26 protein-coding genes and 1 pseudogene are annotated in these 21,226 nt (G+C 42.0%); 10 read left to right on the top strand and 17 right to left on the bottom strand.

Annotated elements, in window-relative coordinates; translation table 11 throughout:
- Positions 1-98: 98 nt before the first annotated feature.
- The gene (locus B9T33_RS00135; RefSeq protein ID WP_086176950.1) at positions 99-602 is read left to right on the top strand and encodes a DUF6586 family protein; all 504 of its coding nucleotides are present in this window, start codon (positions 99-101) and stop codon (positions 600-602) included.
- A 104-nt stretch (positions 603-706) separates the two neighbouring features.
- Positions 707-985 (top strand): hypothetical protein, encoded by a 279-nt coding sequence (locus B9T33_RS00130; RefSeq protein ID WP_086176949.1) that lies wholly within the window; start codon positions 707-709, stop codon positions 983-985.
- Between the two features lie 60 nt (positions 986-1,045).
- Here B9T33_RS00130 and B9T33_RS00125 read toward each other — a convergent pair whose 3' ends face one another.
- The 5 genes from B9T33_RS00125 to B9T33_RS00105 form a co-directional block, all read right to left on the bottom strand.
- Complete coding sequence (locus B9T33_RS00125) at positions 1,046-1,288, bottom strand: hypothetical protein (protein ID WP_086176948.1); 243 nt, start codon at positions 1,286-1,288, stop codon at positions 1,046-1,048.
- 215 nt (positions 1,289-1,503) lie between these two features.
- The gene (locus B9T33_RS00120; RefSeq protein ID WP_086176947.1) at positions 1,504-3,222 is read right to left on the bottom strand and encodes a cation:proton antiporter; all 1,719 of its coding nucleotides are present in this window, start codon (positions 3,220-3,222) and stop codon (positions 1,504-1,506) included.
- 144 nt (positions 3,223-3,366) lie between these two features.
- The gene (gene rpmG, locus B9T33_RS00115) at positions 3,367-3,522 is read right to left on the bottom strand and encodes a 50S ribosomal protein L33 (RefSeq protein WP_001205031.1); all 156 of its coding nucleotides are present in this window, start codon (positions 3,520-3,522) and stop codon (positions 3,367-3,369) included.
- Between the two features lie 12 nt (positions 3,523-3,534).
- Positions 3,535-3,771: a 50S ribosomal protein L28 gene (gene rpmB, locus B9T33_RS00110; protein ID WP_000048256.1), complete on the bottom strand. Its 237-nt coding sequence runs from the start codon at positions 3,769-3,771 to the stop codon at positions 3,535-3,537.
- A 162-nt stretch (positions 3,772-3,933) separates the two neighbouring features.
- The gene (locus tag B9T33_RS00105; RefSeq protein ID WP_086176946.1) at positions 3,934-5,382 is read right to left on the bottom strand and encodes a coniferyl aldehyde dehydrogenase; all 1,449 of its coding nucleotides are present in this window, start codon (positions 5,380-5,382) and stop codon (positions 3,934-3,936) included.
- Between the two features lie 116 nt (positions 5,383-5,498).
- Here B9T33_RS00105 and B9T33_RS00100 point away from each other — a divergent pair, with 116 nt between their 5' ends.
- The 5 genes from B9T33_RS00100 to B9T33_RS00080 all read left to right on the top strand — a co-directional run bounded on the left by B9T33_RS00100 (position 5,499) and on the right by B9T33_RS00080 (position 9,176).
- On the top strand, positions 5,499-6,200 hold the full coding sequence (locus B9T33_RS00100) for a TetR/AcrR family transcriptional regulator (RefSeq protein ID WP_086176945.1): 702 nt from the start codon (positions 5,499-5,501) through the stop codon (positions 6,198-6,200).
- Positions 6,201-6,279: 79 nt separating this feature from the next.
- On the top strand, positions 6,280-7,146 hold the full coding sequence (purU, locus tag B9T33_RS00095) for a formyltetrahydrofolate deformylase (RefSeq protein WP_086176944.1): 867 nt from the start codon (positions 6,280-6,282) through the stop codon (positions 7,144-7,146).
- A 210-nt stretch (positions 7,147-7,356) separates the two neighbouring features.
- On the top strand, positions 7,357-8,118 hold the full coding sequence (locus tag B9T33_RS00090; RefSeq protein WP_086176943.1) for a TonB family protein: 762 nt from the start codon (positions 7,357-7,359) through the stop codon (positions 8,116-8,118).
- 30 nt (positions 8,119-8,148) lie between these two features.
- Entirely contained in the window at positions 8,149-8,772 is a 624-nt protein-coding gene (locus B9T33_RS00085; RefSeq protein WP_086176942.1) for a MotA/TolQ/ExbB proton channel family protein, read from the top strand.
- Complete coding sequence (locus B9T33_RS00080; RefSeq protein WP_086176941.1) at positions 8,772-9,176, top strand: ExbD/TolR family protein; 405 nt, start codon at positions 8,772-8,774, stop codon at positions 9,174-9,176. Before B9T33_RS00085 ends, B9T33_RS00080 begins: the two co-directional genes overlap by 1 nt.
- A gap of 66 nt (positions 9,177-9,242) precedes the next feature.
- Here B9T33_RS00080 and msrA read toward each other — a convergent pair whose 3' ends face one another.
- From msrA to thyA, 5 genes are all read right to left on the bottom strand, one after another.
- Positions 9,243-9,767 (bottom strand): peptide-methionine (S)-S-oxide reductase MsrA, encoded by a 525-nt coding sequence (gene msrA, locus B9T33_RS00075; RefSeq protein WP_086176940.1) that lies wholly within the window; start codon positions 9,765-9,767, stop codon positions 9,243-9,245.
- 158 nt (positions 9,768-9,925) lie between these two features.
- The gene (locus B9T33_RS00070) at positions 9,926-10,381 is read right to left on the bottom strand and encodes an META domain-containing protein (RefSeq protein ID WP_086176939.1); all 456 of its coding nucleotides are present in this window, start codon (positions 10,379-10,381) and stop codon (positions 9,926-9,928) included.
- Between the two features lie 84 nt (positions 10,382-10,465).
- Positions 10,466-11,536: a DUF4105 domain-containing protein gene (locus B9T33_RS00065; RefSeq protein ID WP_086176938.1), complete on the bottom strand. Its 1,071-nt coding sequence runs from the start codon at positions 11,534-11,536 to the stop codon at positions 10,466-10,468.
- 27 nt (positions 11,537-11,563) lie between these two features.
- Positions 11,564-12,076, bottom strand: coding sequence for a dihydrofolate reductase (locus B9T33_RS00060; RefSeq protein WP_086176937.1), 513 nt, complete (start codon positions 12,074-12,076; stop codon positions 11,564-11,566).
- 100 nt (positions 12,077-12,176) lie between these two features.
- Entirely contained in the window at positions 12,177-13,019 is an 843-nt protein-coding gene (thyA, locus tag B9T33_RS00055; protein WP_086176936.1) for a thymidylate synthase, read from the bottom strand.
- A 540-nt stretch (positions 13,020-13,559) separates the two neighbouring features.
- On the opposite strand from thyA, the gene B9T33_RS00050 reads away from it, so the two are divergent.
- Positions 13,560-14,081 (top strand): CHAP domain-containing protein, encoded by a 522-nt coding sequence (locus B9T33_RS00050; RefSeq protein ID WP_086176935.1) that lies wholly within the window; start codon positions 13,560-13,562, stop codon positions 14,079-14,081.
- Between the two features lie 55 nt (positions 14,082-14,136).
- On the opposite strand, the gene B9T33_RS00045 is transcribed toward B9T33_RS00050, so the two are convergent.
- The 3 genes from B9T33_RS00045 to lgt all read right to left on the bottom strand — a co-directional run bounded on the left by B9T33_RS00045 (position 14,137) and on the right by lgt (position 15,829).
- Positions 14,137-14,505, bottom strand: coding sequence for a hypothetical protein (locus B9T33_RS00045; RefSeq protein WP_086176934.1), 369 nt, complete (start codon positions 14,503-14,505; stop codon positions 14,137-14,139).
- A 6-nt stretch (positions 14,506-14,511) separates the two neighbouring features.
- Complete coding sequence (locus B9T33_RS00040; RefSeq protein ID WP_086176933.1) at positions 14,512-14,898, bottom strand: hypothetical protein; 387 nt, start codon at positions 14,896-14,898, stop codon at positions 14,512-14,514.
- A 118-nt stretch (positions 14,899-15,016) separates the two neighbouring features.
- On the bottom strand, positions 15,017-15,829 hold the full coding sequence (gene lgt / locus B9T33_RS00035) for a prolipoprotein diacylglyceryl transferase (protein ID WP_086176932.1): 813 nt from the start codon (positions 15,827-15,829) through the stop codon (positions 15,017-15,019).
- A gap of 93 nt (positions 15,830-15,922) precedes the next feature.
- On the opposite strand from lgt, the gene B9T33_RS00030 reads away from it, so the two are divergent.
- Positions 15,923-16,702: an NRDE family protein gene (locus tag B9T33_RS00030; protein WP_086176931.1), complete on the top strand. Its 780-nt coding sequence runs from the start codon at positions 15,923-15,925 to the stop codon at positions 16,700-16,702.
- A gap of 39 nt (positions 16,703-16,741) precedes the next feature.
- Here the strand turns inward: B9T33_RS00030 and B9T33_RS00025 are convergent, their stop codons facing one another.
- The 4 genes from B9T33_RS00025 to tatA form a co-directional block, all read right to left on the bottom strand.
- On the bottom strand, positions 16,742-18,958 hold the full coding sequence (locus tag B9T33_RS00025; protein ID WP_086176930.1) for a PhoX family protein: 2,217 nt from the start codon (positions 18,956-18,958) through the stop codon (positions 16,742-16,744).
- A gap of 220 nt (positions 18,959-19,178) precedes the next feature.
- Positions 19,179-19,949 (bottom strand): twin-arginine translocase subunit TatC, encoded by a 771-nt coding sequence (gene tatC, locus B9T33_RS00020; RefSeq protein ID WP_086176929.1) that lies wholly within the window; start codon positions 19,947-19,949, stop codon positions 19,179-19,181.
- Positions 19,946-20,422 (bottom strand): Sec-independent protein translocase protein TatB, encoded by a 477-nt coding sequence (tatB, locus tag B9T33_RS00015; protein ID WP_078189674.1) that lies wholly within the window; start codon positions 20,420-20,422, stop codon positions 19,946-19,948. Before tatB ends, tatC begins: the two co-directional genes overlap by 4 nt.
- A 12-nt stretch (positions 20,423-20,434) precedes the next feature.
- A complete protein-coding gene (gene tatA / locus B9T33_RS00010) occupies positions 20,435-20,656 on the bottom strand; it encodes a Sec-independent protein translocase subunit TatA (protein ID WP_078189673.1) in 222 nt (73 codons plus the stop codon).
- A 143-nt stretch (positions 20,657-20,799) separates the two neighbouring features.
- Between tatA and B9T33_RS00005 the strand changes: the two are divergent.
- A pseudogene (locus B9T33_RS00005) lies at positions 20,800-21,226 on the top strand (permease); the annotation flags it as partial.

Raw genomic sequence — 21,226 nt, 5'->3', positions numbered from 1 at the left:
AAAAAATGGCGAACTGAGGCGGAATAGGATTGTCAAAAGTGTCTTCGGCAATTACTTTATAAGGGCCAAAATTTTTAAACACTCTGGAATTCATCCTTATGTCCCGTGTTGCCCGCTTTCATGCCGATCGTACTAATCAAAAACTTTATTTTGCGCGTTTATCGTGCCAGCAAGCAGAGCAGACGGAGCATGTTCAACAAGCCCAAGCCCACCGTGAAGCTGCTGTTTTTCATTTGCAAGGTGCGGTTCTCGCTTTTCTTCAGGAACTGGTTCGTTATTACCGTTTGAATGATCCTGCACCGACCTTAAAGTCTATTGAAACGCTAATGGCCGAAAAAGGGCAGGTATCGCCTGAGGTTACTGTGATGCAACAACTGTCGAAACAAGGGTTTATTGCAGAGCTTAAACGTGCTTATCGCTTTTGTCAGTATGCACCTGAACCCACTGCACCTGAACCAGAAGATGAAACTTCATCTAATTTGATTATTAAAGTGACGCAAACCCCACAGGCTTGGTTACCTGACACTGCAATTTTACGTGAGTGGCATCGTGATTTGACGCAATTGATTGATGGCTTTCGTAATGAAATGGTGGAATTTTAATCTGACCATTGGTACTTGAATTTCATCCATTTAACCCGATATAAGATTATCTAAGTTATGCAAAGTGCAGATGCCTTTGTCACCATGTTGCGCATGGAGGATATATGTCTATAGAACAATTGAAAGAATTATTTGGGAACCAGGAAGCGATTCTTGAGCTGGTTCAATTGGAAGGTGGTGAATTGGCATTACGTAATGCAGGTTCAGAACAAGATCCGCTTGTCACCATTCAATTTAATGAAGAATTGCGCAATATCTTGGGCGACCAAATGAATGTCATTGCTCAACAAATGATTCAGGCTGCACTCTTTGGTTTGTTGGAAAAGCAAGTAGATGAATGGCATGCCGAAGTCGTCGATGAAAAGCCTAAATTTATGAGCTAATCACACTCACTAGCGAAAAAAACGCACCTTAAGGTGCGTTTTTTTGTGCGCTAAGTTGGCTTAAACTTGAGCCAAATCAGCTGGGGAAATAAACATAGAACCCAAAAAGACCACGAAAAGTCCAATCAGCTGTAAGAAAAACGGATTTTTAGCATCTTGCCAATATAAGATCAGAAAGACGATTGAAATAGGGCTTAGCAGTAGACAACCCAAGCCCCATAAAATACTGGTTTTAAATGCTGCAATTAAAAAGCCGATAGCCCCAATAAAAATTATGACAAAGCCTAAATACATCATGAACATGTGTTGCGCTCTTCTTATTTGATGTGAATGAATCGTTTATGTTTTCAATATTTTATAGAAATAGATTTTAAATTCAATTATGTATGAAATGGTATGTCAATTGAATGTGATTGACCTTAAATTTTACAGTTTAAAAAAGGCTATATATTTCTATATAGCCTGTAGGATATTTAAAATATTGCACAGCAATACTCTAAATGTGTAGGTACAAAATATTAGTGGGTTGGTGATTGGTGATGAGCAATTTGGATTTGATTCAAAATATAATTGCTCATATTTTTCGCCATTTCCTCTTTGGCATAGTAGACCTCGCCAATTTCTTCACGACGAATCACTTCGGCTTCTTCCTTACTTTCTGCGCAGACCAAAACTTGAATGGACGGATTTAAGGTTTTGGCAATATCCACGATTTTATGAATATCTAAAATGTCCATCGGGGAAATGACCAGAAGTCGTGCATGTTGGATATGCGCTTGAATCAATACACCGGGTTCGGTTGCAACACCTGATACGGCAGCAATGCCTTTTTCACGCAGATTTTCTACAATTTCACGGTTTTCTTCCGCAATCACCACTTTAATGTTTTCATTCATTAATTCACGGGTAATTCGACGTCCTACTTCACCGTGACCAATAAGTACCACTTGATCGCGCAGGTAATCTTGTGAGACCTCATCTGGCAGCATTGCCAATGGGTCACCACTACGTTCCAGTAAACGTGCCAAATTCGAGCGCTCACGAATCAATTTCTGTGTAGGCTCAATCGCGGAGAAGACAAAGGAGTTGAGTGTAATGGAAATTAATGCACCTGCAAGAATCAGGTTTTGACCTTCCATTGACAGTAAGTTAAGCGATACGCCTAAGGTCGCCAAGATGAAAGAGAATTCCCCAATTTGTGCCAAACTTGCGCCAACTGTTAATGCTGTGTTAATTGGGTAGCGGAAGAATAAAACCAATGCCATTGCTGCGATGGTTTTACCAATCATGATGATGGCAACCACAATCAGTACATGCAGTGGTTGTTCAATCAAAATGCGCGGGTCAAACAACATCCCCACAGATACAAAGAATAAAATCGAGAAAATTTCACGTAGTGGCAGGGTTTCCTCTTCAGCACGATGGCTAAAGTCTGACTCTTTCACTACCATGCCTGCGAAGAATGCACCGAGCGCCATGGAAACGCCAAATATTTTATAAGCACCAAAAGCAATGGAAACAGCCGCAGCAACGACGGTTAAGGTAAAGAGTTCACGTGAACCTAAACGCGCGACAACTTGCATAATCATTGGAACCAGACGTTTACCAATGATCAGCATAAAGGCAATAAAGCCTGATACTTTGAGCAGAGTAATCCCAAGGGTGAGCCAGATGTTTTCATCTGCGCTACTTTCAGTGAGTGGTTGTCCACCAAGCAACACCGCTGTTGCAGGGAGTAAGACCAGAACCAAGACCATGACCAGATCTTCAACCAAGAGCCAGCCTACAGCAATTTTACCATTCACGGAGTTAAGCAAGCCTCGGTCACCGAGTGCCTTGAGGAGAACCACCGTACTTGCGCACGATAAACTTAAGCCAAAGACCAGCGCTGAACCCATGCTCCAGCCCCATAGCATGGAAACGCCCATACCCAGTAAGGTCGCAACGGCAATTTGTAATACTGCGCCCGGAAGCGCAATTCGTCTAACTTGCATTAGGTCGCTGAGGGAGAAGTGCATACCTACACCAAACATCAGGAACATCACGCCAAGTTCTGCCAACTGGTTGGCAAGGTGGATATCGCCGACGACACCCGGTGTATTCGGGCTAATTATAATACCGGCAATTAAATAGCCGATGAGGGGAGGAAGTCGAAGACGAGCGGCTATATAGCCAAAAATTAAGGCAAAGCCAAAGCCAACGGCAAGTAATATTATGAGTTCTACATCATGAGGCACTAAAAACTCCTTAAGCCTTACGTTAAGGGTAAAAAAGACAAGCACAAAAAATGCCAAGAGGTATGCTGAAAGTTTAGCAATTTGAATAAAAAAAATGCAAAAAAAAAACGACCCAAATAGGTCGCTTTTTTCAAAAAACTAAAATTATTTGATTTTAGCTTCTTTGAAGATTACGTGTTGACGGATTTTTGGATCAAATTTTTTGATTTCCATTTTTTCCGGCATAGTACGTTTGTTCTTAGTGGTAGTGTAGAAATAACCTGTACCAGCAGAAGAAACTAGGCGAATTTTATCACGCATGTTCGTAGCTCCTTAGATCTTTTGACCTTGAGCACGTAGGTCAGCAACAACCTTTTCGATGCCCAATTTGTCGATAATACGCATACCTTTTGTAGTTAGACGAAGACGTACGAAACGTTTTTCGCTTTCTAACCAGAAACGGTGGTGATGCAGGTTCGGCTCGAACCGGCGTTTAGTTTTGTTGTTGGCGTGTGAGACGTTGTTACCAACGACTGGACGCTTGCCGGTAACTTGGCAAACCTTAGACATGGTGTAACTCCATTGATTTAGCCAACAGCAAATCTGTATGGCCAGTCAAAAAAAACATTGAATTCATTCAAGGGGCGTTTTATACCAAAAATGCGCTTAAAAGACAAGCGATTTTCCACAAAACGAAGCATCAACTAGTGTGATCGTTCATGCCTTGATCGTTTATCGAAGAAGTATCTTCGAAATCAGTTTGTGAATCGGCTTATTAAACGGCGGCAGAATGAATTTCAAACTATAGAGTTTTGGATTCGACATTACCGAACGTTCATGCGACAAACTGAAGAAACCTTCTGGACCATGATACTTACCCATACCCGAGGCACCAACACCACCAAATGGTAGGTCATCCTGAGCAACATGAGTTAATACCGTGTTTTGTCCGAAATGTCCTGAATGGGTACGTTGCGCGACATAGTCGGCACGCGCCTGATCAAAGTCGAAGTAGTATAATGCAAGTGGACGTGGTCGGCTATTAATAAAAGCAATAACCTCGTCTATTTGATCATATTCCATGATTGGCAGGATCGGACCAAAGATTTCGTGCTGCATAATTTGCATCTCTGGCGTTACACCAGTCAATACCGTTGGAGCAATTTTACGTACAGCATCAACATCTTCATTTTGTGGGTTAAAACTGATGATTTGTGCGCCTTGATCACGCGCGTCTTCTAAATAACCCTGCAAACGGTTGTACTGTTTATCATTAATAATTGAGGTGTAATCTTGATTGTGGGCAATACTTGGGTACATCTCTTCGACACACGCTTGGTAGTGGTCTAAGAATTCAGCGGTTTTTCCACGTGGCAAGAACACATAGTCTGGAGCAACACAGGTTTGACCCGCATTCCAAAGTTTACCAACAGCGAGTCGCTGTGCGACATCGGCAAGGTCAATCGATGGATGAACCAAGACTGGTGATTTACCACCAAGTTCTAATATCACGGGGACAAGATTTTCTGCTGCTGCAGCCATCACGGTTTTACCCACGTTGGTCGAACCTGTGAAAATCATTTTGTCAAAAGCCAAATGACTAAAGTCATCTGAAATTTTACCGCCGCCATTCACGACCGCGACCAATTCTTGTGGGAATCCTTCAGCTAAGGCTTTTTCAAGCACAGCGCCAAAAGTGGCTGATGAACTCGAAATTTTGATCATGGCATGGTTGCCCGCAGCCAAAGCACAAATTAAGGGACCAATTGAAAGTAGCAGTGGATAGTTCCACGGTGTGATAATGCCGACCACACCTAAAGGTTGATATTGCACCCAAGCTTTTGCAGGTTGGTGAATAATTCCGACATGGCGTTTTGACGGTTTCATCCAATCGGTTAAATGCTTGCTATAATATTTAATATGTTCAAGACATGTCAGCAACTCACCAATCTTGGTTTCACCCACCGAGCGGTTACCGTAGTCTTGATTAATTGCATCAGCAAATTGATCTTGATACTTAACTAAGATACGCTTAAGCCGAGCCAAGCGGTCTATACGCTCTTTTGCTGTCGGCAATGGGTAGCGTAAATAAGCTTGTTTCTGCTGTGCCAGCATATCGTTGAGTTGCTGGTTATCAAAAGAATGTGGTGTCATTGAAGTTGTTTTTGTTTGACTATTCATGTCGCACGACCATATCTAAATTTAGCGATTAATTAATTTTTAGAGCAAATACTCTAAATAGTCAAGTTACTTTATGTGTTAGGGTTCTAATACGTTGAAATAATGGTTGTTTTAGGATGTCTCACACCAAAACTTTAAAAACGAAAGAACGTATTTTGCAGCTGAGTTTGCAGTTGTTTAATGAGCGTGGCGAGCGTTCAGTGACAACCAACCATATTGCAGCTGAGCTCGGAATGAGTCCGGGCAACCTGTACTATCATTTCCGTAATAAAAGCGAAATTATTAAGGAACTGATGGAACAATATCAGCAAGAGACGCTGGAAATGCTTGCACTGCCAGATGATCGTTTGCTCGATGCCAATGACAAAATTCGCTATTTTCAAGTACTGAGCAGTCAATTATGGACATATCGTTTCTTGCATCGTGACGTCTATCACTTGGTGGAAAATAACGAAGACTTCCGCAAAATGTATCCACGTTTTGCAGGGCAGGTCATGCAACAAGGTCAAAAAATTTATAGAGCCTTTGTGAATGCAGGTCTCATGCAAATGACCGATTCAGAGATTGAGGCATTGACCATCAATTTATGGATTGTACTGACCAACTGGACCAACTTCCTTTATATGTCTGGGCATATTACCGATTCAAATACCTTGGAAGAAAAATGGGTTTGGCAAGCACTGCGTCAAATGGTGTTCTTAGAAGGTGCCTATTTGCGTGGTGAAAGCCGTGAAACCTATGAGCGCCTATTGGAAACTTTAGGCCCTTCGGACTTATTTGCTAGCCTTTCAAATGCAAAGCATGTGGATACTGAATAAGCCTATTTAGTCTGACCGAAAAAAGGGTTAGACTACTCGGCTCTTTTTTCAATTTAACTGATTAGTGATATAAACCAACATGAATATGTCGACCGCTAACACAGCACGCTTACTCATTACCTGTGAAGATAAACCGGGGATTGTGCAAGCTGTATCGAGCTTTTTGTATCATCAGGGAGCAAATATTACCGCACTTGATCAATACGCGACTGAAGCTCAAGGGGGGCGTTACTTCATGCGTGTTGAGTTTGAACTGGATAATTTGCAAAGCCGTAAAGAAAGTTTAACGCAAACTTTCGCAACGAATGTATCTGAGCGTTATAACATGCACTGGCGTTTGGCTTTGGTTAGCGACGTGAAAAAAGTCGGTATTTTGGTGTCTAAAGTTGACCATGCTTTACTTGAGTTGTTATGGCGTCATGCGCGTGGTGGGCTGCCATGCGAAATTACCAAAGTGGTGTCAAACCACGATGCACTTCGTGAGTCTGTAGAAAATTTTGGTATTCCATTTGAAGTCGTGCCAGTAAACAAAGATAACAAACGCGAAGCATACGAAAAAATTGATGAATTGATGCAAGGCAATGACTTACTTGTATTGGCGCGTTATATGCAGATTTTAGACGAAGAATTTGTGCAAAAATGGGAAATGAAAGTGATCAATATTCACCATTCATTCCTACCTGCTTTCGTTGGTGCAAACCCATACAAACAAGCCCATGAAAAAGGCGTCAAACTGATTGGTGCAACGGCACATTATGTGACTGCTGACCTTGACCAAGGGCCAATTATTGAACAAGACGTTGAGCGTGTGAGTCATGACTTTACTGTTGAACAATTACGTGAATTGGGTCAAGACGTAGAACGTAATGTATTGGCACGTGCAGTGAAGTGGCATCTTGAAGACCGAATTATTGTTGATGGAAATAAAACGGTCGTATTTCAATAATTCACGATAAATAAATCGGTCAAAAAGGCATACTTTAGGTATGCCTTTTTTGTTTTATGATTTAAAAAAGTCATTAAAACGGTCGAATTAATAGTTGCAAATGAAAACACTTCTCATTTATTATTGCGGTACTTTAATTGTGCTAACCGATGAGCCTGATTGCATTTTCAAAATTGAATTGCAGTCGCTTCTTCAAGGTAACTGATTTTAATGAGTCAATCTTCCGCTCCAATGATGCCTTCTCCAAACTCGATGAAAAAGAAAATCGTCACTGCAATCGCCGCAGTTGTGATTGGACATGCTGGTGTATTGTGGGCGGTGAGCAATATGAAAACACCTGAACTCAAGCCTGTTGAAAAAGACCCGATTAAGGTGCGTTTTGTGAAGATTGTGGAGAAGAAACCAGAACCTCCGAAACCAAAACCAGAACCGAAGAAAGAGCCACCGAAGCCTAAAGAAGTCAAAATTGTTGATAAACCACTCCCACCACCACCGAAAAAAGTGGAAAAAGTGGAGCAGGTGAAAAAGAAAGACGCACCTAAACCGACGGTTAAACCGGTACAGAATGTGCCTATTACACCTGTTGCTTCCACTGTGGTTTCTGAAACCAAAGTGGTACGTGTTGAACCTACACCTCCAGCACCTGTTACACCGCCACCAGCACCTCCTGCACCGCCAGCGCCACCGGCGCCGAAAAGTGTCAGTATTGGTAACGGGGTAAGTTGGGTGAAAGCGCCAAATGTCCAATTTGACGAAGGTGAATTAAAAGCATCATGTTCAGTTGAAGTGGCAATTTCAGCGAGTGCAGAAGGTAAAATCGAATCTGCAACAGTGAAAAACTCAACGTGTGGTGCGGCAGTTAATCGTAAGGTGACCGCTGCTGTGAAACGCGCACGTTTATCCAAATATATAGATAATGGTGTGGCGACGCCGACACGTGTCGACCAACCATTTAACTTTAAACTTAAATAAGATTCCGGCTAACCCATTAGGAGTTCGAATATGAACTTTTCAGTTTATTGGCAACATGCAGATGCAGTCAGCAAAACACTGTATTTCGTGTTACTTGCAATGTCGATTGCGACTTGGACGATCTTCGTGCTGCGCATTATGGGCACGCGTCAGTTAAAGCAAGTGGCATATACTCACCTTGCAGATGCACTGAACAAACTGAAAGCGAAATTTGCGCCTCTAGGTTTTGAACAACGTAAAGCAGTGGCAGAACAAGCTTTGCTACGCCAAATTTCAGTTGAAAAAGCCAATGCTGAAAAAGGCGTATCAGTTTTAGGTACGATTGCTTCGATTGCACCATTCGTTGGTTTATTTGGTACCGTATGGGGTATTTTCCATGCCCTTGTTGCTGTCGGTAAGAGCGGTCAAGCAGGCTTGGCTCAAGTTGCAACACCAGTGGGGGAAGCCCTAATCATGACTGGTCTCGGTTTGGCTGTCGCAATTCCTGCGGTATTGGCATATAACATCTGTGTTCGTTTTAACCGTACACTTTCAAATGAATTGCAAGACCAAGCACATGGCTTATTAATTGATACGATGTTGCAACAAGAATCTGCTGCAAAGAAAGATGATGTTAAAGCAACTCAGCAAAGTTTAGCTGGAGGTCAAGCTTAATGGCTTTTCAATTGGGTGAAGACAACGATGCTGGCATGAATGAGATGAACCTCATTCCGCTCATCGATATTATGTTGGTATTGATGATCATCTTCTTGGTGACAGCAACTGTGGCTAACCCATCAATTCCATTAACTTTGCCACAAACGACTGCGGAAGTGATTGATCTACCACCTGAAAGTGTAACGATCAGCATTAACTCAGCAGGGGATATTGCTTGGAATGGCGATATCGTGAGCCTTGAAGATCTAGACAGCCGTTTAAAAGCTGCAGGTCAACAAGAGCGTAAACCTGCCTTAGTGTTAAAAGCAGATAAGGAATCACGTTATGACACTGTTGCTCAAGTGATGTCGCGTGCGAGTGGAGCCGGACTCAGCGATATCGCATTTGCCAGCGATAACTAAGATTTTTATTGGTTAAAATAAAAAGCGACCTGATTGGGTCGCTTTTTTTATGTTCTTTTAAGCCGCTTATTCAGATTTTATTAAATCTTGGAATTTACTGCGTAACTTCATTAGTTTCGGCGGAATCGAAAAATTGCAGTAGCCTTGATTTGGGTTACGTGCAAAGAAATTTTGATGATACTCTTCAGCTGGATAGAAGGTTGGCATGGGACTCAGTTCAGTCACAATATCAAGACCTTCGGCTTTAAGTTCTTCAATGCGCTGTTCAGCTTGCTGCTTTTGCATCTCATTTTGATAGAAAATCACTGAACGATATTGAGTCCCCACATCATTACCTTGACGGTTGAGTGTGGTTGGATCATGCGTGGCAAAAAATACATCAAGCAATTGTTTGAAGCTAATCTGAGCATCATCAAAATTGATTTGGATCACTTCTGCATGCTGCGTGTTGCCTTCGCAGATTTGCTTATAGGTTGGATCTAAACTTACACCGCCAGCATAGCCGCTCACAACTGAATCGACACCGCGTAACTGTAAAAAAACTGCTTCGACACACCAAAAGCATCCACCACCAAATACGGCTTGTTGCATACTTAAATCCTGTTTTATTTCACTGATTTTTTATATGGGGTTATAACGAAAAACTGCAATATACGTCTGTATAGTTATCATGGGAAATGGTTGTAAAAAAGTTTTTTTCATTCACTGATCAGTAATAAAAAAGTCTGCCGTAGCAGACTTTGAGTAAATTAACGGGGTTGAACCGCACTTTCATATTGGATCAGCAAGTTACCATGTTTATCCAACAATTTTAAAGTTTTGCCATAAACTTGATAATGGGTGACTTTCGCAAGTGCAGCATTGTATTGTTGATCAAGCCCATGGTTGTCCCGACATGCCATTCTGGTGCCTGCCAATGGTCCAAAGGTTAAAGTATCTTTGCCTGCATTGTATCCCCCCATAATGCGGTTACAGCCATCTGCACCTGAAACACGGTATTCAGCATCAAACTGAAGACTTGGGATATTTTGGGCTGTGGGCGCAGTCTTAATGGGTGTATTGCCAATTTGCGTGGCAATCCATGTGCGGTTCTGTAATTGGCTTAAATTTGAGGTGACATTTTGATCTTGAGTCGGCATGGTTTCACACCCCACCATGATTAAGGCTGTGCTGAGTGTTGCAGCAACAAATAATTGTTTTAACATAAAATTCTCTTTATAAATGCACTCAAACTATCTAAACAAATATTCAGATCAGACACCAGCCAAATTTGTATCAAGATTTAATATTTATAAATGGCTAGAAGTATTTTCAAGATGTGAATGCGGTAAACCTTGGCGGATCAGCTGAGAATATTGCGAACTACTCAGCTTATCGTGTTGAGATACCCGTGGGTTAACATGGGCTTTTTGGTACCAAGTTTTCATATCCCATTTAGGGTCTATGGCATGTAAGTCGTGTAAATAATTGGGCAAGTAGCCAGAAGCAAACAAGCGATAATCCGTTGGCAAATGGTAGGGTGAAACGGCTTGTACCATGTCAAAGACTAGCGTGGTGCAGTTACTGGTCAGCGTGTTATACCACTTTGGCTGCTTTTGGAGTTCATCGGCTTTATGAAGATATTCAATAAATAGTGCTTTCATTTCCGCTTTAGGCATATTGACTGGAAAGAAATAGACTTGTTCACCACGTGTATTACTCCGCGTGTAAATAATATCTTTTTCATCTGATGCAATTAGACTCAGTTCATATTTGCGAAAAAACCCACCAATTGCAGAAAACTCTTCATTGTTTTCTTTACGAATTTCAATTGAAAAGGTAAGTGGTTGTCTGTCACTAAAATCAAAACTGACGAGGGTATGGGCTATTTGTGGTCCCATCCAATAAGAGGTGACAATATTGACCCCATTAATTTTATTCAAGTCATATTCGCGTGTTTCCCAGCGCGGCGTATATGTCCCATCCGAATGCCAAGCAAAATTCCGCACGTTGTGTAAACGAACAAAATCGCCTTGTTTTTCATAATGTAGTATTTCGGCGACTTCAGGATTCCAATCTCGGTTTTGTTCGGGTTGCATGCCAAAATACCAAAACAAACTACAAATAAATCCGATGATATAAATCAGCACGTCTTTACGGCGGCTAAAAAAATGTTGGCTGATATAAATGCCTAAAATACTTAAGGCGAAGGCAATCCAAATACCAATAATGATGCGGCTACCTAGCCAGCCAGCAGGGGCTTGCACCCATAAGGCTGCGCATAACCAAATAGAAGAGCAGATGACGAATAGGCTGAATAAAGCATGAAGCATATTCAGCCCAAGTTTTTTTAGAATTTTTCGTGTGTCATGCTGCTGCATCATGATTCTTTAACATTGAATTTTTCTTTATTTTCGGTATGTTGCAAACTCAAAAGCAATCCCAGTTTTGTCGTCAATATGTTGTTCTGACGCAATTTTATTAAACTCAACAGGAATGACAGGATAGTGCGCATCACCTTGCACATCCAATTCGACGTGAGTGAGCTCAAGACGATCGGCTATAGCAAGCGTTTGGCTAAAAATTTCACCACCACCAATAATAAAAATGCTTGTAGGTTTTTCAGAACTTGCTACATCAGCAACGGCTTGGCTTAATGCATCTTCAATCGTGTAGGCAACTTTAGTACCTTCAAAAGACCATGATGTATCACGGGTAATGACCCAATTGACACGTTTAGGTAGGGTGCGTCCCATCGATTCGAGGGTTTTACGGCCCATCACCACCACACCACCTTGGGTGATTTCTTTAAAATGTTTTAAGTCGGCAGAAATATGCCAAGGTAAGTCATTACCTTTACCAATACAGCGCTGTTGATCCATTGCCACGACATGAACGACTTCTAAATTTTGAAACACCATACTACTTACTCAAAACCCAATAAAAAGTGTTCCTATTAAAATGCAAAATCCCACTTTTCGCAAAGTGGGATTTCGGTTTTTTCAGGTTCGAATTTAAAAATTAAACCGCGACTGGCGCTTTAATTCCAGGATGTGATTCATAACCCACAATTTCAATATCTTCAAATTTAAAATCAAACAGGTCTTTAATTTCAGGGTTTAACTTTAATTGACACAGACCGAGCGGCTCACGGCTTAATTGGAGCTGAGCTTGTTCAAAATGGTTGGCATATAAATGTGTATCACCACCCGTCCAAACGAAGTCACCAACGTCAAGATCACAAACTTGCGCAATCATATGAGTCAGCAGAGCATAGCTGGCAATATTAAACGGCACACCAAGGAAAACGTCAGCACTACGTTGATATAACTGGCACGATAATTTTCCGTTATGAACAAAGAATTGGAACAAAGTATGGCACGGGGGTAAAGCAACATTGCCTGCTTCATTCGGGTTCCAACCAGATACGATTAAACGACGTGAATTCGGGTTGGTCTTAATTTCATTGATCAACCATTTGATTTGGTCAAAACCATCTTTTTCGTATAAGCCATCGGCTTTTTTGGTGGCACCAAAGTTACGCCACTGATGGCCATATACTGGACCAAGTTCGCCTTCAGGACGACCAAAACGCGCAGTTTGTTCTGCTGTTGACCATTCATCCCAAATAGACACTTTATTGTCTTGTAAATATTTAACGTTGGTATCGCCTTTTAGAAACCACAACAATTCAATCACGATAGAACGGAAATGTACTTTTTTTGTGGTCAATAAAGGAAAGCCTTTAGAAAGATCGAAGCGCATCTGATGACCAAATACTGAACGCGTGCCCGTACCGGTACGGTCGCCTTTGTCGCCGCCGTTGTCGAGTATGTGTTGTAACAGGTCTAAATATTGGCGCATGTCTCTCTCATGATGGGTGGATTTCTTGAGGCACATATTAGCCTGTTTTTGATATCGATGAAACAACTCTACTCAGTCTTAGAAGTTGAGTTAAATAAAGTACTGAAAATTGAAAAATGTTCATGAACAGCCGCTGTGCTTTTTTTTATTTTTGCTGAAAAATACGAACTCCATCGTCTCGTTTTGCTGTATTTTGCGCTTTCATTTAACACAAACAAGTTGCAGGCACAAAGTGTAACATTGTGATGAATTCGACATTTTATAAGCAAATAACAATGAAAAAAGCTAGATAAGATTGATTAAAAAATAAACTAAAATTCTTTTTTGTAATTCGTTTTTTACATTGTAAATTTAAACATTAAGTCAATGAATTTTTAAATTATTTTATTAGTTTTAAAAATAATCAAACAAACTGGAAAATGGATGTGTGTTTAAGAAATCTTACATTTTTTACATGAAAAAACATTTTTTAGGGGTTACTATCACTGCCGATGTTAAAACTGTAATGCCTATTGAGAAGGCGGGAGTGTGTGTTAAAGAATGGCTTATGATCACAATGTAAACTTGAGTGAAGTACATGCTCCAGTCCAAGCCAATATCATAATTCGTTCTCAGTCGGGCCGTAATTCGGGTAAGTCCAACACTTCTACATCCAATCAAAATACTGCATCAAAAAGCGCGATTTCTCGTAACGGTCAACGTATCGATATTGATCGTTTAACTGGATTTCTTCAAAGTGTGACACGTCAATCGAGTAGCCAAAAATGTGCGCGTAGTGTTCGCCTCGCTTTAGAATCTGCTGGTGCGCGTTTTAATAGTCATCCAATTGCCGCAGCAGACTGGGGCAATACACTGCAAAAAATCGGTTATCAAAAAATTAACTTGTCTTTTGACCGTCCGAAAAAAGGCGATATTTATATTATCGACCGTAATCAGAACAGTCGTTATGGGCATATTGCAGCTTATTCAGGTAGCGCTTGGGTGTCGGATTATCGTCAAACAGGTTACGCGGTTTATCGCAATCCAAATGTGAAATATACCTATTACCGTATTGACCAGTAACGCACTAAGAATTTTTCCACGACTCTAGCCACATATTTAGTGTTGTACAAAAGGTTTAATGATCAAACCTTTTGCTGCGCCGACTATATATCGACACAATAAATAAGCCAAGGGCTGCAAAGCCGACACATTGTAGTGCTAAGAAAACGCGCTGCTGATTTGGTAAAAAATACATCAATACGATTAAGCAGATGAATGGCAGGAAATCCAATATTCCTCTCAATATTGGATTTAAGGCCAGAGTTGTCTTACTTTTCCATTCATATAAAACATGTGTCAGTACGCCTATGGCAATGCTTAAACCTGTAAATATGGGGTCCAATTGCTTTTGCTCGGCACAGAGAAAAACCAGCACACAAACACTGATTGAAATCACCAATTTAATTTCACGTGTACAGCGGCTGGAATACCAAAATTGAAGCATATAAGCTTATCCTTTTGGTGGGGTCTGGTTATTTTGATTCAGCAATGAGAGAGGAGAAAGCAAGCAAATGGCTAATGCCATAAAGCCAATGCCTTGTGCACCCGGAATTAGAATTTCACCTTGATTCATATGGACAAAAATAAGTGCTAACAGTAGAGCAATGGGAATCCAAGTGAGCAGTCGATAGAGTAAGCCCGTTGGATTTTTTGCGGCAAAATGAATTTTACAGTAGCGGCAAATCAAGAAAATGACGCCTGTTCCTAAAAACATCAAAATTGCATCGAGTTTTAAGGGTTCCATCCAGTACAGCACAGCAGTCAATACTGCCATTGCGATAAAAAATAAGACTTTCTTTAAAACAGCAACCGTTGGATCGAACCAGAATTCAAGCATGAGTCTATGTGAGTAAAATAAGCAAACTAAACTTTAGCACAGTTCAGGCTGGCAGTTCAGTGTGTACATGCAGACAAAAAAAGCGAGGACTGTGCCTCGCTTAATGTTGAATCGATTATTAAGTATTTTTTTGTGGACCCCAGTCATAGATTTTTTTCTGGTAGGCATACCACATGAGCCAAGCACCAATCAGAATCATCGGCACAGTCAGGAACTGACCTTTACTCATCCAACCAATAAAAAGTTGGCCATTGTCTGGCTCACGGAAGAATTCCACGACAAAACGTGCAATACCGTACCCAATAAGGAATAGTGCAGATACTGCGTAGCGTGGACGAGGTTTAGAACTAAACCACCACAGTACGATAAACAGAATTAAGCCTTCGCACAATGCTTGATAAATTTGTGATGGATGGCGAACCAATTGCAGTGGATCGTTCGGGAAAATCATCCCAAATGCATAGTTAGGATCGGTTACGGCACGACCATACAGTTCACCGCCAATAAAGTTACCAATTCGACCAAACATTAGACCTGTTGGTACGCAGGGTGCAATGAAATCTAGGGTTTGGAACCACGTCATTTTGTATTTTTTACACCATAGCAGCATGGCAATCATCACGCCAAGGAAGCCACCATGGAAGCTCATACCACCCGTCCAAACTTGGAATAACCATAACGGATTGGCAAGGAACTGATCGAAGCCATAGAAAAATACATAACCCACTCGACCACCGATGACAACGCCGAGCGCACCGTAGAAAATCAGGTCAGAAACCATTTCTGCGGTCCAACTATCGCGTTGTTTCGCACGATAGGTTGCCAAACCCCAAGCAAATAAAAATGCCAGTAAATACATCAGACCATACCAGTGCACCTGTAATGGTCCCAGTGATATCGCCACAGGGTCGATATTTGGATAAGTCAGCATTGCTGCTCCTTGTCATTATGTTTTGCACAGATTTTAGCTGAAACATATGAAAAATGTTGTACATTCAATGTGTAAAGATTTTGAGAGTCGATTATGTGCATTGTGGCTTTTGCATGGCAGGTGTTAGATGAGATGCCGCTTTGTTTAATTTCCAATCGCGATGAGTTTTATCTACGTCCGACAGCAAGTTTAAGAGCATGGGACAATAGTCCAATTATTGCGGGTCAAGATTTGCAGTCAGGTGGTACATGGATGGGCATTACCGCAGCTGGGCGCTGGGCAGTCATTACCAATTTTAGAGATGGTAGGGATCAAAAGCAGTATCCAACTTCGCGCGGGCATTTAATTCAAGCTTTTTTAGAATCCGACCAGACTCCAATCCGTTTTACGCAGGCACTAGAACTGCGCCAATGCGACTACGCAGGGTTTAATATATTTCTGGGTGATGCACATCAAGCGGTGTACATGAGTAACCGCGGTGAAGCGCCGCAAGTGCTGGCCAAAGGCGTTTATGTCGTATCTAACGGCTTGATGACTGAACATTGGGAAAAGACCCGACATTTGCGCAAGCGCTTTACTCAAGAGTTTTTGCCAATGTTGCAAGCGCGGCAGCCGCAAGCTGATATTGATGCCGCGGCGTGGGATATTTTGGAAGATGAACGCAAGATAATCCCTGAACTTTTACCCAATACAGGCATACAGGTGGAAATGGAGGAGTTGCTGTCATCGACCTTTATTCAAAGTCCAGTCTATGGTACGCGTTGCTCGAATTTGCTTTGTATGGGAAGAACTTCATGGTCTTGGCAGGAAAAACAGCAACAGGGCGAACAGCAAGGGCAAATCACCCAGATAGAAGTACAGTTAAAGCCATAAAAAAAAGCCGACGAATCGTCGGCTTTTTTTATAAATGTTTTATGCGGTTTTTTGCGTTGGCTGAGCTTGTTCTACTGCTTCGCCAGCAATCACACCGCCATCTTTACGGGTGATGACAACGGTCGCTGAGCGAGGGCGTGAAGTCGCTGCTACATTGGTTTGTGATGCAGGCCAGTGGCTAGTCGGCTCAGCATAGGATGCTGAATCTTCGCCCGGATGTTGCACATTAATAAAAATCGCTTTGTAATCAGGTGTCATCGTCACACCTGTGATTTCACATTCTTTAGGTCCAGTCAGGAAGCGACGTAAGTTTTCGTCATTCAGTTTTGCACCCACAATGGTTTCTTGACCCGATGATGTCGTGGCTTTTGTTCCATCACCGACTTGACCCGGTAGTGCAGCAAGCATCATACAGTTGGTGGTATCGGTATAAGCACCGTCATCGGTTTGAATCCATAACACACCACGTGGGTCGAACCACATACCATCTGGTGAGGACAAGTCATTGTTGTCATTTAGACTTGATAAGTTAATGTTGCTCGCCATTTTTGCTTCAGCGCCAAACAGGTAAATATCCCAAGTAAAGCTGAGCGCTGTGGTTGTATCACCATCTTCATGGAAACGGATAATATGACCGTTGACGTTGCCTTTACCACCTTCAGGGTCGGTGTAGTTACGTGGGTTGGCCGCATCTAGTGCATGCGTGGTACCACGGTTCGAGTTATTGGTAAGGGTTACATAGACTTCACCATTTTCAGGATGCACAGCGACCCATTCAGGACGGTCCATTTTGGTAGCACCGACAGCATCTGCGGCAAGACGTGCAAAAGTTAGGACATCTGCTTGTGAGCTAAAAGGATAAACGGTGTTACTTTGGTTTAAACCATTGATGTTATAGCTCAATTCAATCCATTGACCTTTGCCGTCATTGTTGAATTTGGCAACGTATAACTTACCGTTGTTCATGTATTTGTCGCCTGCAGCATAGCCACCGTTGACATCTTTTTTATTCCATTTTTGGTCTGATACAAATTTATAGATGTATTCACCGCGTGAGTCATCGCCCATGTAAAATGCGAGGTTGTCACCTTCACGTAAGCGGCTTGCACGGCAGTCTTCATGTGCAAAGCGACCAAGTGCAGTACGTTTCACTGGATTTTCACGACGATCAAATGGATCAATTTCGACAATCCAACCAAAGGTATTTGGACCATTACGGTAATCTTCCGCTGCCTGAGTACCTGTGACATTCGCTGACCAACGGTCATATAAATCTTGTGACTCATTACTTCCAATAGCAGTTTCCCAACCATAGCGTGAGTTAGCACCAGCTTTTAGTCCATAACGGTTGAGTGCCACAATTTCAGCAGGACTACGTTTTGCATCATCTTCTTTCGCACGAGCGAAGTAACCAATGAAGTTTTCTTCTGCTGTCAGGTAAGTGCCCCACGGCGTATAGCCATTACCACAGTTATTGTGTGTACCACGGGTTTGTTGGCTAGCGGCTGAGAACTTAGTGCTGACTAAACTTGAGCCTGCGACAGGGCCTTTAAAGTCCATCACAGTCGATGCCGTAATACGACGGTTGAAGGGCGAGTTCAGCACCAGTTTGACTGCTTGAGTCTTGCTGTCTTTTTCAATTTGAATGACAGAAACACCGTGTGCATTGACTTCACGGATCACTTCATCTTCAGGACGACGACCATCCACTTTAGTTGGGCCTTGCGGGTGTAAGAAGGTCGGATTGATGTATTCATGGTTCATCACCAACAAACCTTGGTCTGACTGTTTGGCATCATAACGTCCAGAAGTGGTATTTAAACCAAAGAAGCTCATACCGTCATGGCAGTCACCAGAGCGGAATTGGAAGCTCGGGCCAGATGGGACATTGTTATCATCCCACGCTGAGTATGCAGGGTTAATCGAGTCACCCATCGCATATAGCACATGCGCTTGATAGCCTTCAGGAACAGTCACGATATCATCTAAATTCTTTTTCACAGGTGTAAAATTGAACTTGGTCGGTTTTTGATTTGGATCAGTGACAGGTGGTTTAGTATTGCTATTTGAATCTGAGTCATTGTCATCATTACACCCCGTTAATGAAGATGCCAATGCAAGTGCGACGGCACCACTCGCAGTCTTGGTAATCAAGCTACGGCGGCTGATGCGCTGTTCTAAAATGTCACGAAAATGAAGGTTATCCGAAGTGTTGTTATCAAGTTCTTGATCTTCGTTATATGGCATGTTTGTCATGAATTTGAATCCTGGCAAAGGTGTGCTGGGTAAAAGTTGATCACATAAAACTATCGATAAAATATGACAATGCTTTGAAGCTAATATTGCAAACTGATGAAATAGGCGTTTAGATTTCACAGTGTGAAAATTGCAAAACGTTAAATGGGCACATAAAAAAAGAGGCTATTTCAGCCTCTTAGGTGTAAAACTCACCAAAATTGTCGAAACATAAGCCAATTTAAGTTGCAGTTGCGCGTCGTTTCTCAATCAGCTTGCCAAAAAATAAGCCCAACTCGAATAGCATCCACATTGGGATGGCTAACATGATCATCGAAAGCGCATCGGGTGGCGTGGCAAACATGGCGACAAAAAAACAGCCGACGATAATAAAACGACGCTTCTCCACCAAGGTTTGAGTAGACACCACCCCGATCAAAATCAAAATTAGCGTGATGATCGGAATTTCAAAGGTCAGCCCAAACACTAAAAAAAGCTTTAAGCAGAAACTTAAATAACTATTGATATCCGTCATCGGGGCGACCGTTTCAGGCGAAACACTCATAAAAAAATGTAGGATGGACGGCAGGGCAACCCAATAGGCAAAGGCAATTCCGGCATAGAAGAGGACGATGCTGCCGAATAATAAGGGCATCGCCAAATGCCGCTCTTTTTCATACAGTGCAGGTTTGATGAAGGCCCAAAGTTGATAAATCACGAAGGGCATCGCGAGCATTAGCGCGACAAAGAAATTCAGCTTAAATGGCGCCATAAAGGTGGCGGTCACATCCGTTGCAATCATGGATGAAGTCATCGGCAATTGAGCACGCAGAGGTTCTGACATCAATTGATAGCTTTGATTGGCAAAGGGCAATAAACAAAAGAACAGAATCAAAATGAGTCCTGTAATTTTGATCAAATGCCGACGCAAAATCACCAAATGTTTGGTGATCGGCATTTCTTCCAAATCAGGCACAGTGTTCTGTGAATTATTCAGTGAAAGATCTGTCATACGGCCACCTGATATTCTGCTAATGCATCGGTCGAGCTTAATGTGGGAGCTTGGTCTGTTTTAATCTCGTGCTTTTTTTTCATTTGGGGTGTAGCCACGGCAAAGATCGTGCTCTGACCACGTTCGATGTACTGATAACGTGGGGATAAATTTTTATTGTCAGGTAGGACGGCTTCTTGTTGTTTTTGCGCAGTCTGTTCTATGGGGTGTTGCGTTTGTTGCAATTCATTCATCTGAGCCTGCATACGCGCTTCGAGCTGTTGAATACGTTGCATTTCTTTTTGCATTTCTTCACGAAGTTCGGACATGCGAAGTTCACGGTCAATGTCTGTTTGCACGTTACTGATCAGTCGTTTAACTTTCCCGTACCATTTACCTGCAAAGCGGATACCTTCAGGCAGTTTTTCTGGGCCGAGTACGATCAGCGCAATAATGCTGAACACCAGTAATTCGCTAATACCAATATTAAGCATTATGACAACTCCTTAGCTTTGAACTGAGGAATTGGTTTTATTTTGAGCTTCATGCTCTAGCGTGCGAGGCTCATTAAGCTGTGTATTTGCTGCGTCTTCATCACGCATCGATTTTTTGAAATCTTTGACCGCGCCGCCGACATCTTTACCCAAGTTTTTTAGCTTAGAGGTACCAAAGAGTAAAATCACCACAATTGCAAAAATCAGTACATGCCAAATCGATAGTCCAGCCATCTTGTTATCCTCTTGTTGGTTTACACAACATTTCAGCAGTTCGACATGACAGTGCGGTGACCACAATATTGCAATTTAAAGACACACCTCAATGAATCACATTCAGTGTTACTATGCAGGCAGTAATTTTTGAGGGTAATTCAGTGGCATTTCTTCTTCCAATTTTTGGATTTTTATGCGGACTCGGATTAGCCTCTATCTCAGGTACTTCATCACTTAAGTCCATATTTTCGAGTCTTTTAGCCCGTTGTTTTATTCCTTTTGTCATTATTTACAACATGGTGTTTTACCAAGCGGGTAGTTTGGCGCTCATGCTCTTTAGCTTTGGCGTTGCCATCATCATGTTTTATCTATTTCGATGGATTCTCAAAGATAATTTACGCGCACTCTGTGTCAGCTATATCAATTTGGCGTGGCTCGGCTTTCCATTCGCTTTGGCTTTATTTGGCCCTGAGATCAGTGCAGCGATGGTGGCCTTATATGTCGGTGGCTCAGTTTTTGGCAATATGTGGGCAGTCACGGCGGTGAGCACTGAAAAACTGCCTTGGTCGAGTATTGCTAAAAAAGTGG

Source organism: Acinetobacter sp. ANC 5054, assembly GCF_002135295.1.
Taxonomy (GTDB): domain Bacteria; phylum Pseudomonadota; class Gammaproteobacteria; order Pseudomonadales; family Moraxellaceae; genus Acinetobacter.
This window is presented reverse-complemented; position numbering and strand designations above follow the sequence as displayed.

Coding starts and splice junctions, on each gene's coding strand:
- B9T33_RS00050 (WP_086176935.1), top strand. CDS start 13,560: ATGGCTTATGATCACAATGTAAACTTGAGTGAAGTACATGCTCCAGTC.
- tatB (WP_078189674.1), bottom strand. CDS start 20,422: ATGCTTAATATTGGTATTAGCGAATTACTGGTGTTCAGCATTATTGCG.
- msrA (WP_086176940.1), bottom strand. CDS start 9,767: ATGCAACAAGCCGTATTTGGTGGTGGATGCTTTTGGTGTGTCGAAGCA.
- B9T33_RS00025 (WP_086176930.1), bottom strand. CDS start 18,958: ATGACAAACATGCCATATAACGAAGATCAAGAACTTGATAACAACACT.
- B9T33_RS00100 (WP_086176945.1), top strand. CDS start 5,499: ATGTCTCACACCAAAACTTTAAAAACGAAAGAACGTATTTTGCAGCTG.
- B9T33_RS00045 (WP_086176934.1), bottom strand. CDS start 14,505: ATGCTTCAATTTTGGTATTCCAGCCGCTGTACACGTGAAATTAAATTG.
- B9T33_RS00065 (WP_086176938.1), bottom strand. CDS start 11,536: ATGCAGCAGCATGACACACGAAAAATTCTAAAAAAACTTGGGCTGAAT.
- B9T33_RS00130 (WP_086176949.1), top strand. CDS start 707: ATGTCTATAGAACAATTGAAAGAATTATTTGGGAACCAGGAAGCGATT.
- B9T33_RS00040 (WP_086176933.1), bottom strand. CDS start 14,898: ATGCTTGAATTCTGGTTCGATCCAACGGTTGCTGTTTTAAAGAAAGTC.
- B9T33_RS00060 (WP_086176937.1), bottom strand. CDS start 12,076: ATGGTGTTTCAAAATTTAGAAGTCGTTCATGTCGTGGCAATGGATCAA.
- B9T33_RS00135 (WP_086176950.1), top strand. CDS start 99: ATGTCCCGTGTTGCCCGCTTTCATGCCGATCGTACTAATCAAAAACTT.
- B9T33_RS00105 (WP_086176946.1), bottom strand. CDS start 5,382: ATGAATAGTCAAACAAAAACAACTTCAATGACACCACATTCTTTTGAT.
- rpmG (WP_001205031.1), bottom strand. CDS start 3,522: ATGCGTGATAAAATTCGCCTAGTTTCTTCTGCTGGTACAGGTTATTTC.
- B9T33_RS00090 (WP_086176943.1), top strand. CDS start 7,357: ATGAGTCAATCTTCCGCTCCAATGATGCCTTCTCCAAACTCGATGAAA.
- B9T33_RS00080 (WP_086176941.1), top strand. CDS start 8,772: ATGGCTTTTCAATTGGGTGAAGACAACGATGCTGGCATGAATGAGATG.
- tatC (WP_086176929.1), bottom strand. CDS start 19,949: ATGACAGATCTTTCACTGAATAATTCACAGAACACTGTGCCTGATTTG.
- B9T33_RS00070 (WP_086176939.1), bottom strand. CDS start 10,381: ATGTTAAAACAATTATTTGTTGCTGCAACACTCAGCACAGCCTTAATC.
- thyA (WP_086176936.1), bottom strand. CDS start 13,019: ATGCGCCAATATTTAGACCTGTTACAACACATACTCGACAACGGCGGC.
- lgt (WP_086176932.1), bottom strand. CDS start 15,829: ATGCTGACTTATCCAAATATCGACCCTGTGGCGATATCACTGGGACCA.
- purU (WP_086176944.1), top strand. CDS start 6,280: ATGAATATGTCGACCGCTAACACAGCACGCTTACTCATTACCTGTGAA.
- tatA (WP_078189673.1), bottom strand. CDS start 20,656: ATGGCTGGACTATCGATTTGGCATGTACTGATTTTTGCAATTGTGGTG.
- B9T33_RS00030 (WP_086176931.1), top strand. CDS start 15,923: ATGTGCATTGTGGCTTTTGCATGGCAGGTGTTAGATGAGATGCCGCTT.
- B9T33_RS00085 (WP_086176942.1), top strand. CDS start 8,149: ATGAACTTTTCAGTTTATTGGCAACATGCAGATGCAGTCAGCAAAACA.
- rpmB (WP_000048256.1), bottom strand. CDS start 3,771: ATGTCTAAGGTTTGCCAAGTTACCGGCAAGCGTCCAGTCGTTGGTAAC.
- B9T33_RS00125 (WP_086176948.1), bottom strand. CDS start 1,288: ATGTTCATGATGTATTTAGGCTTTGTCATAATTTTTATTGGGGCTATC.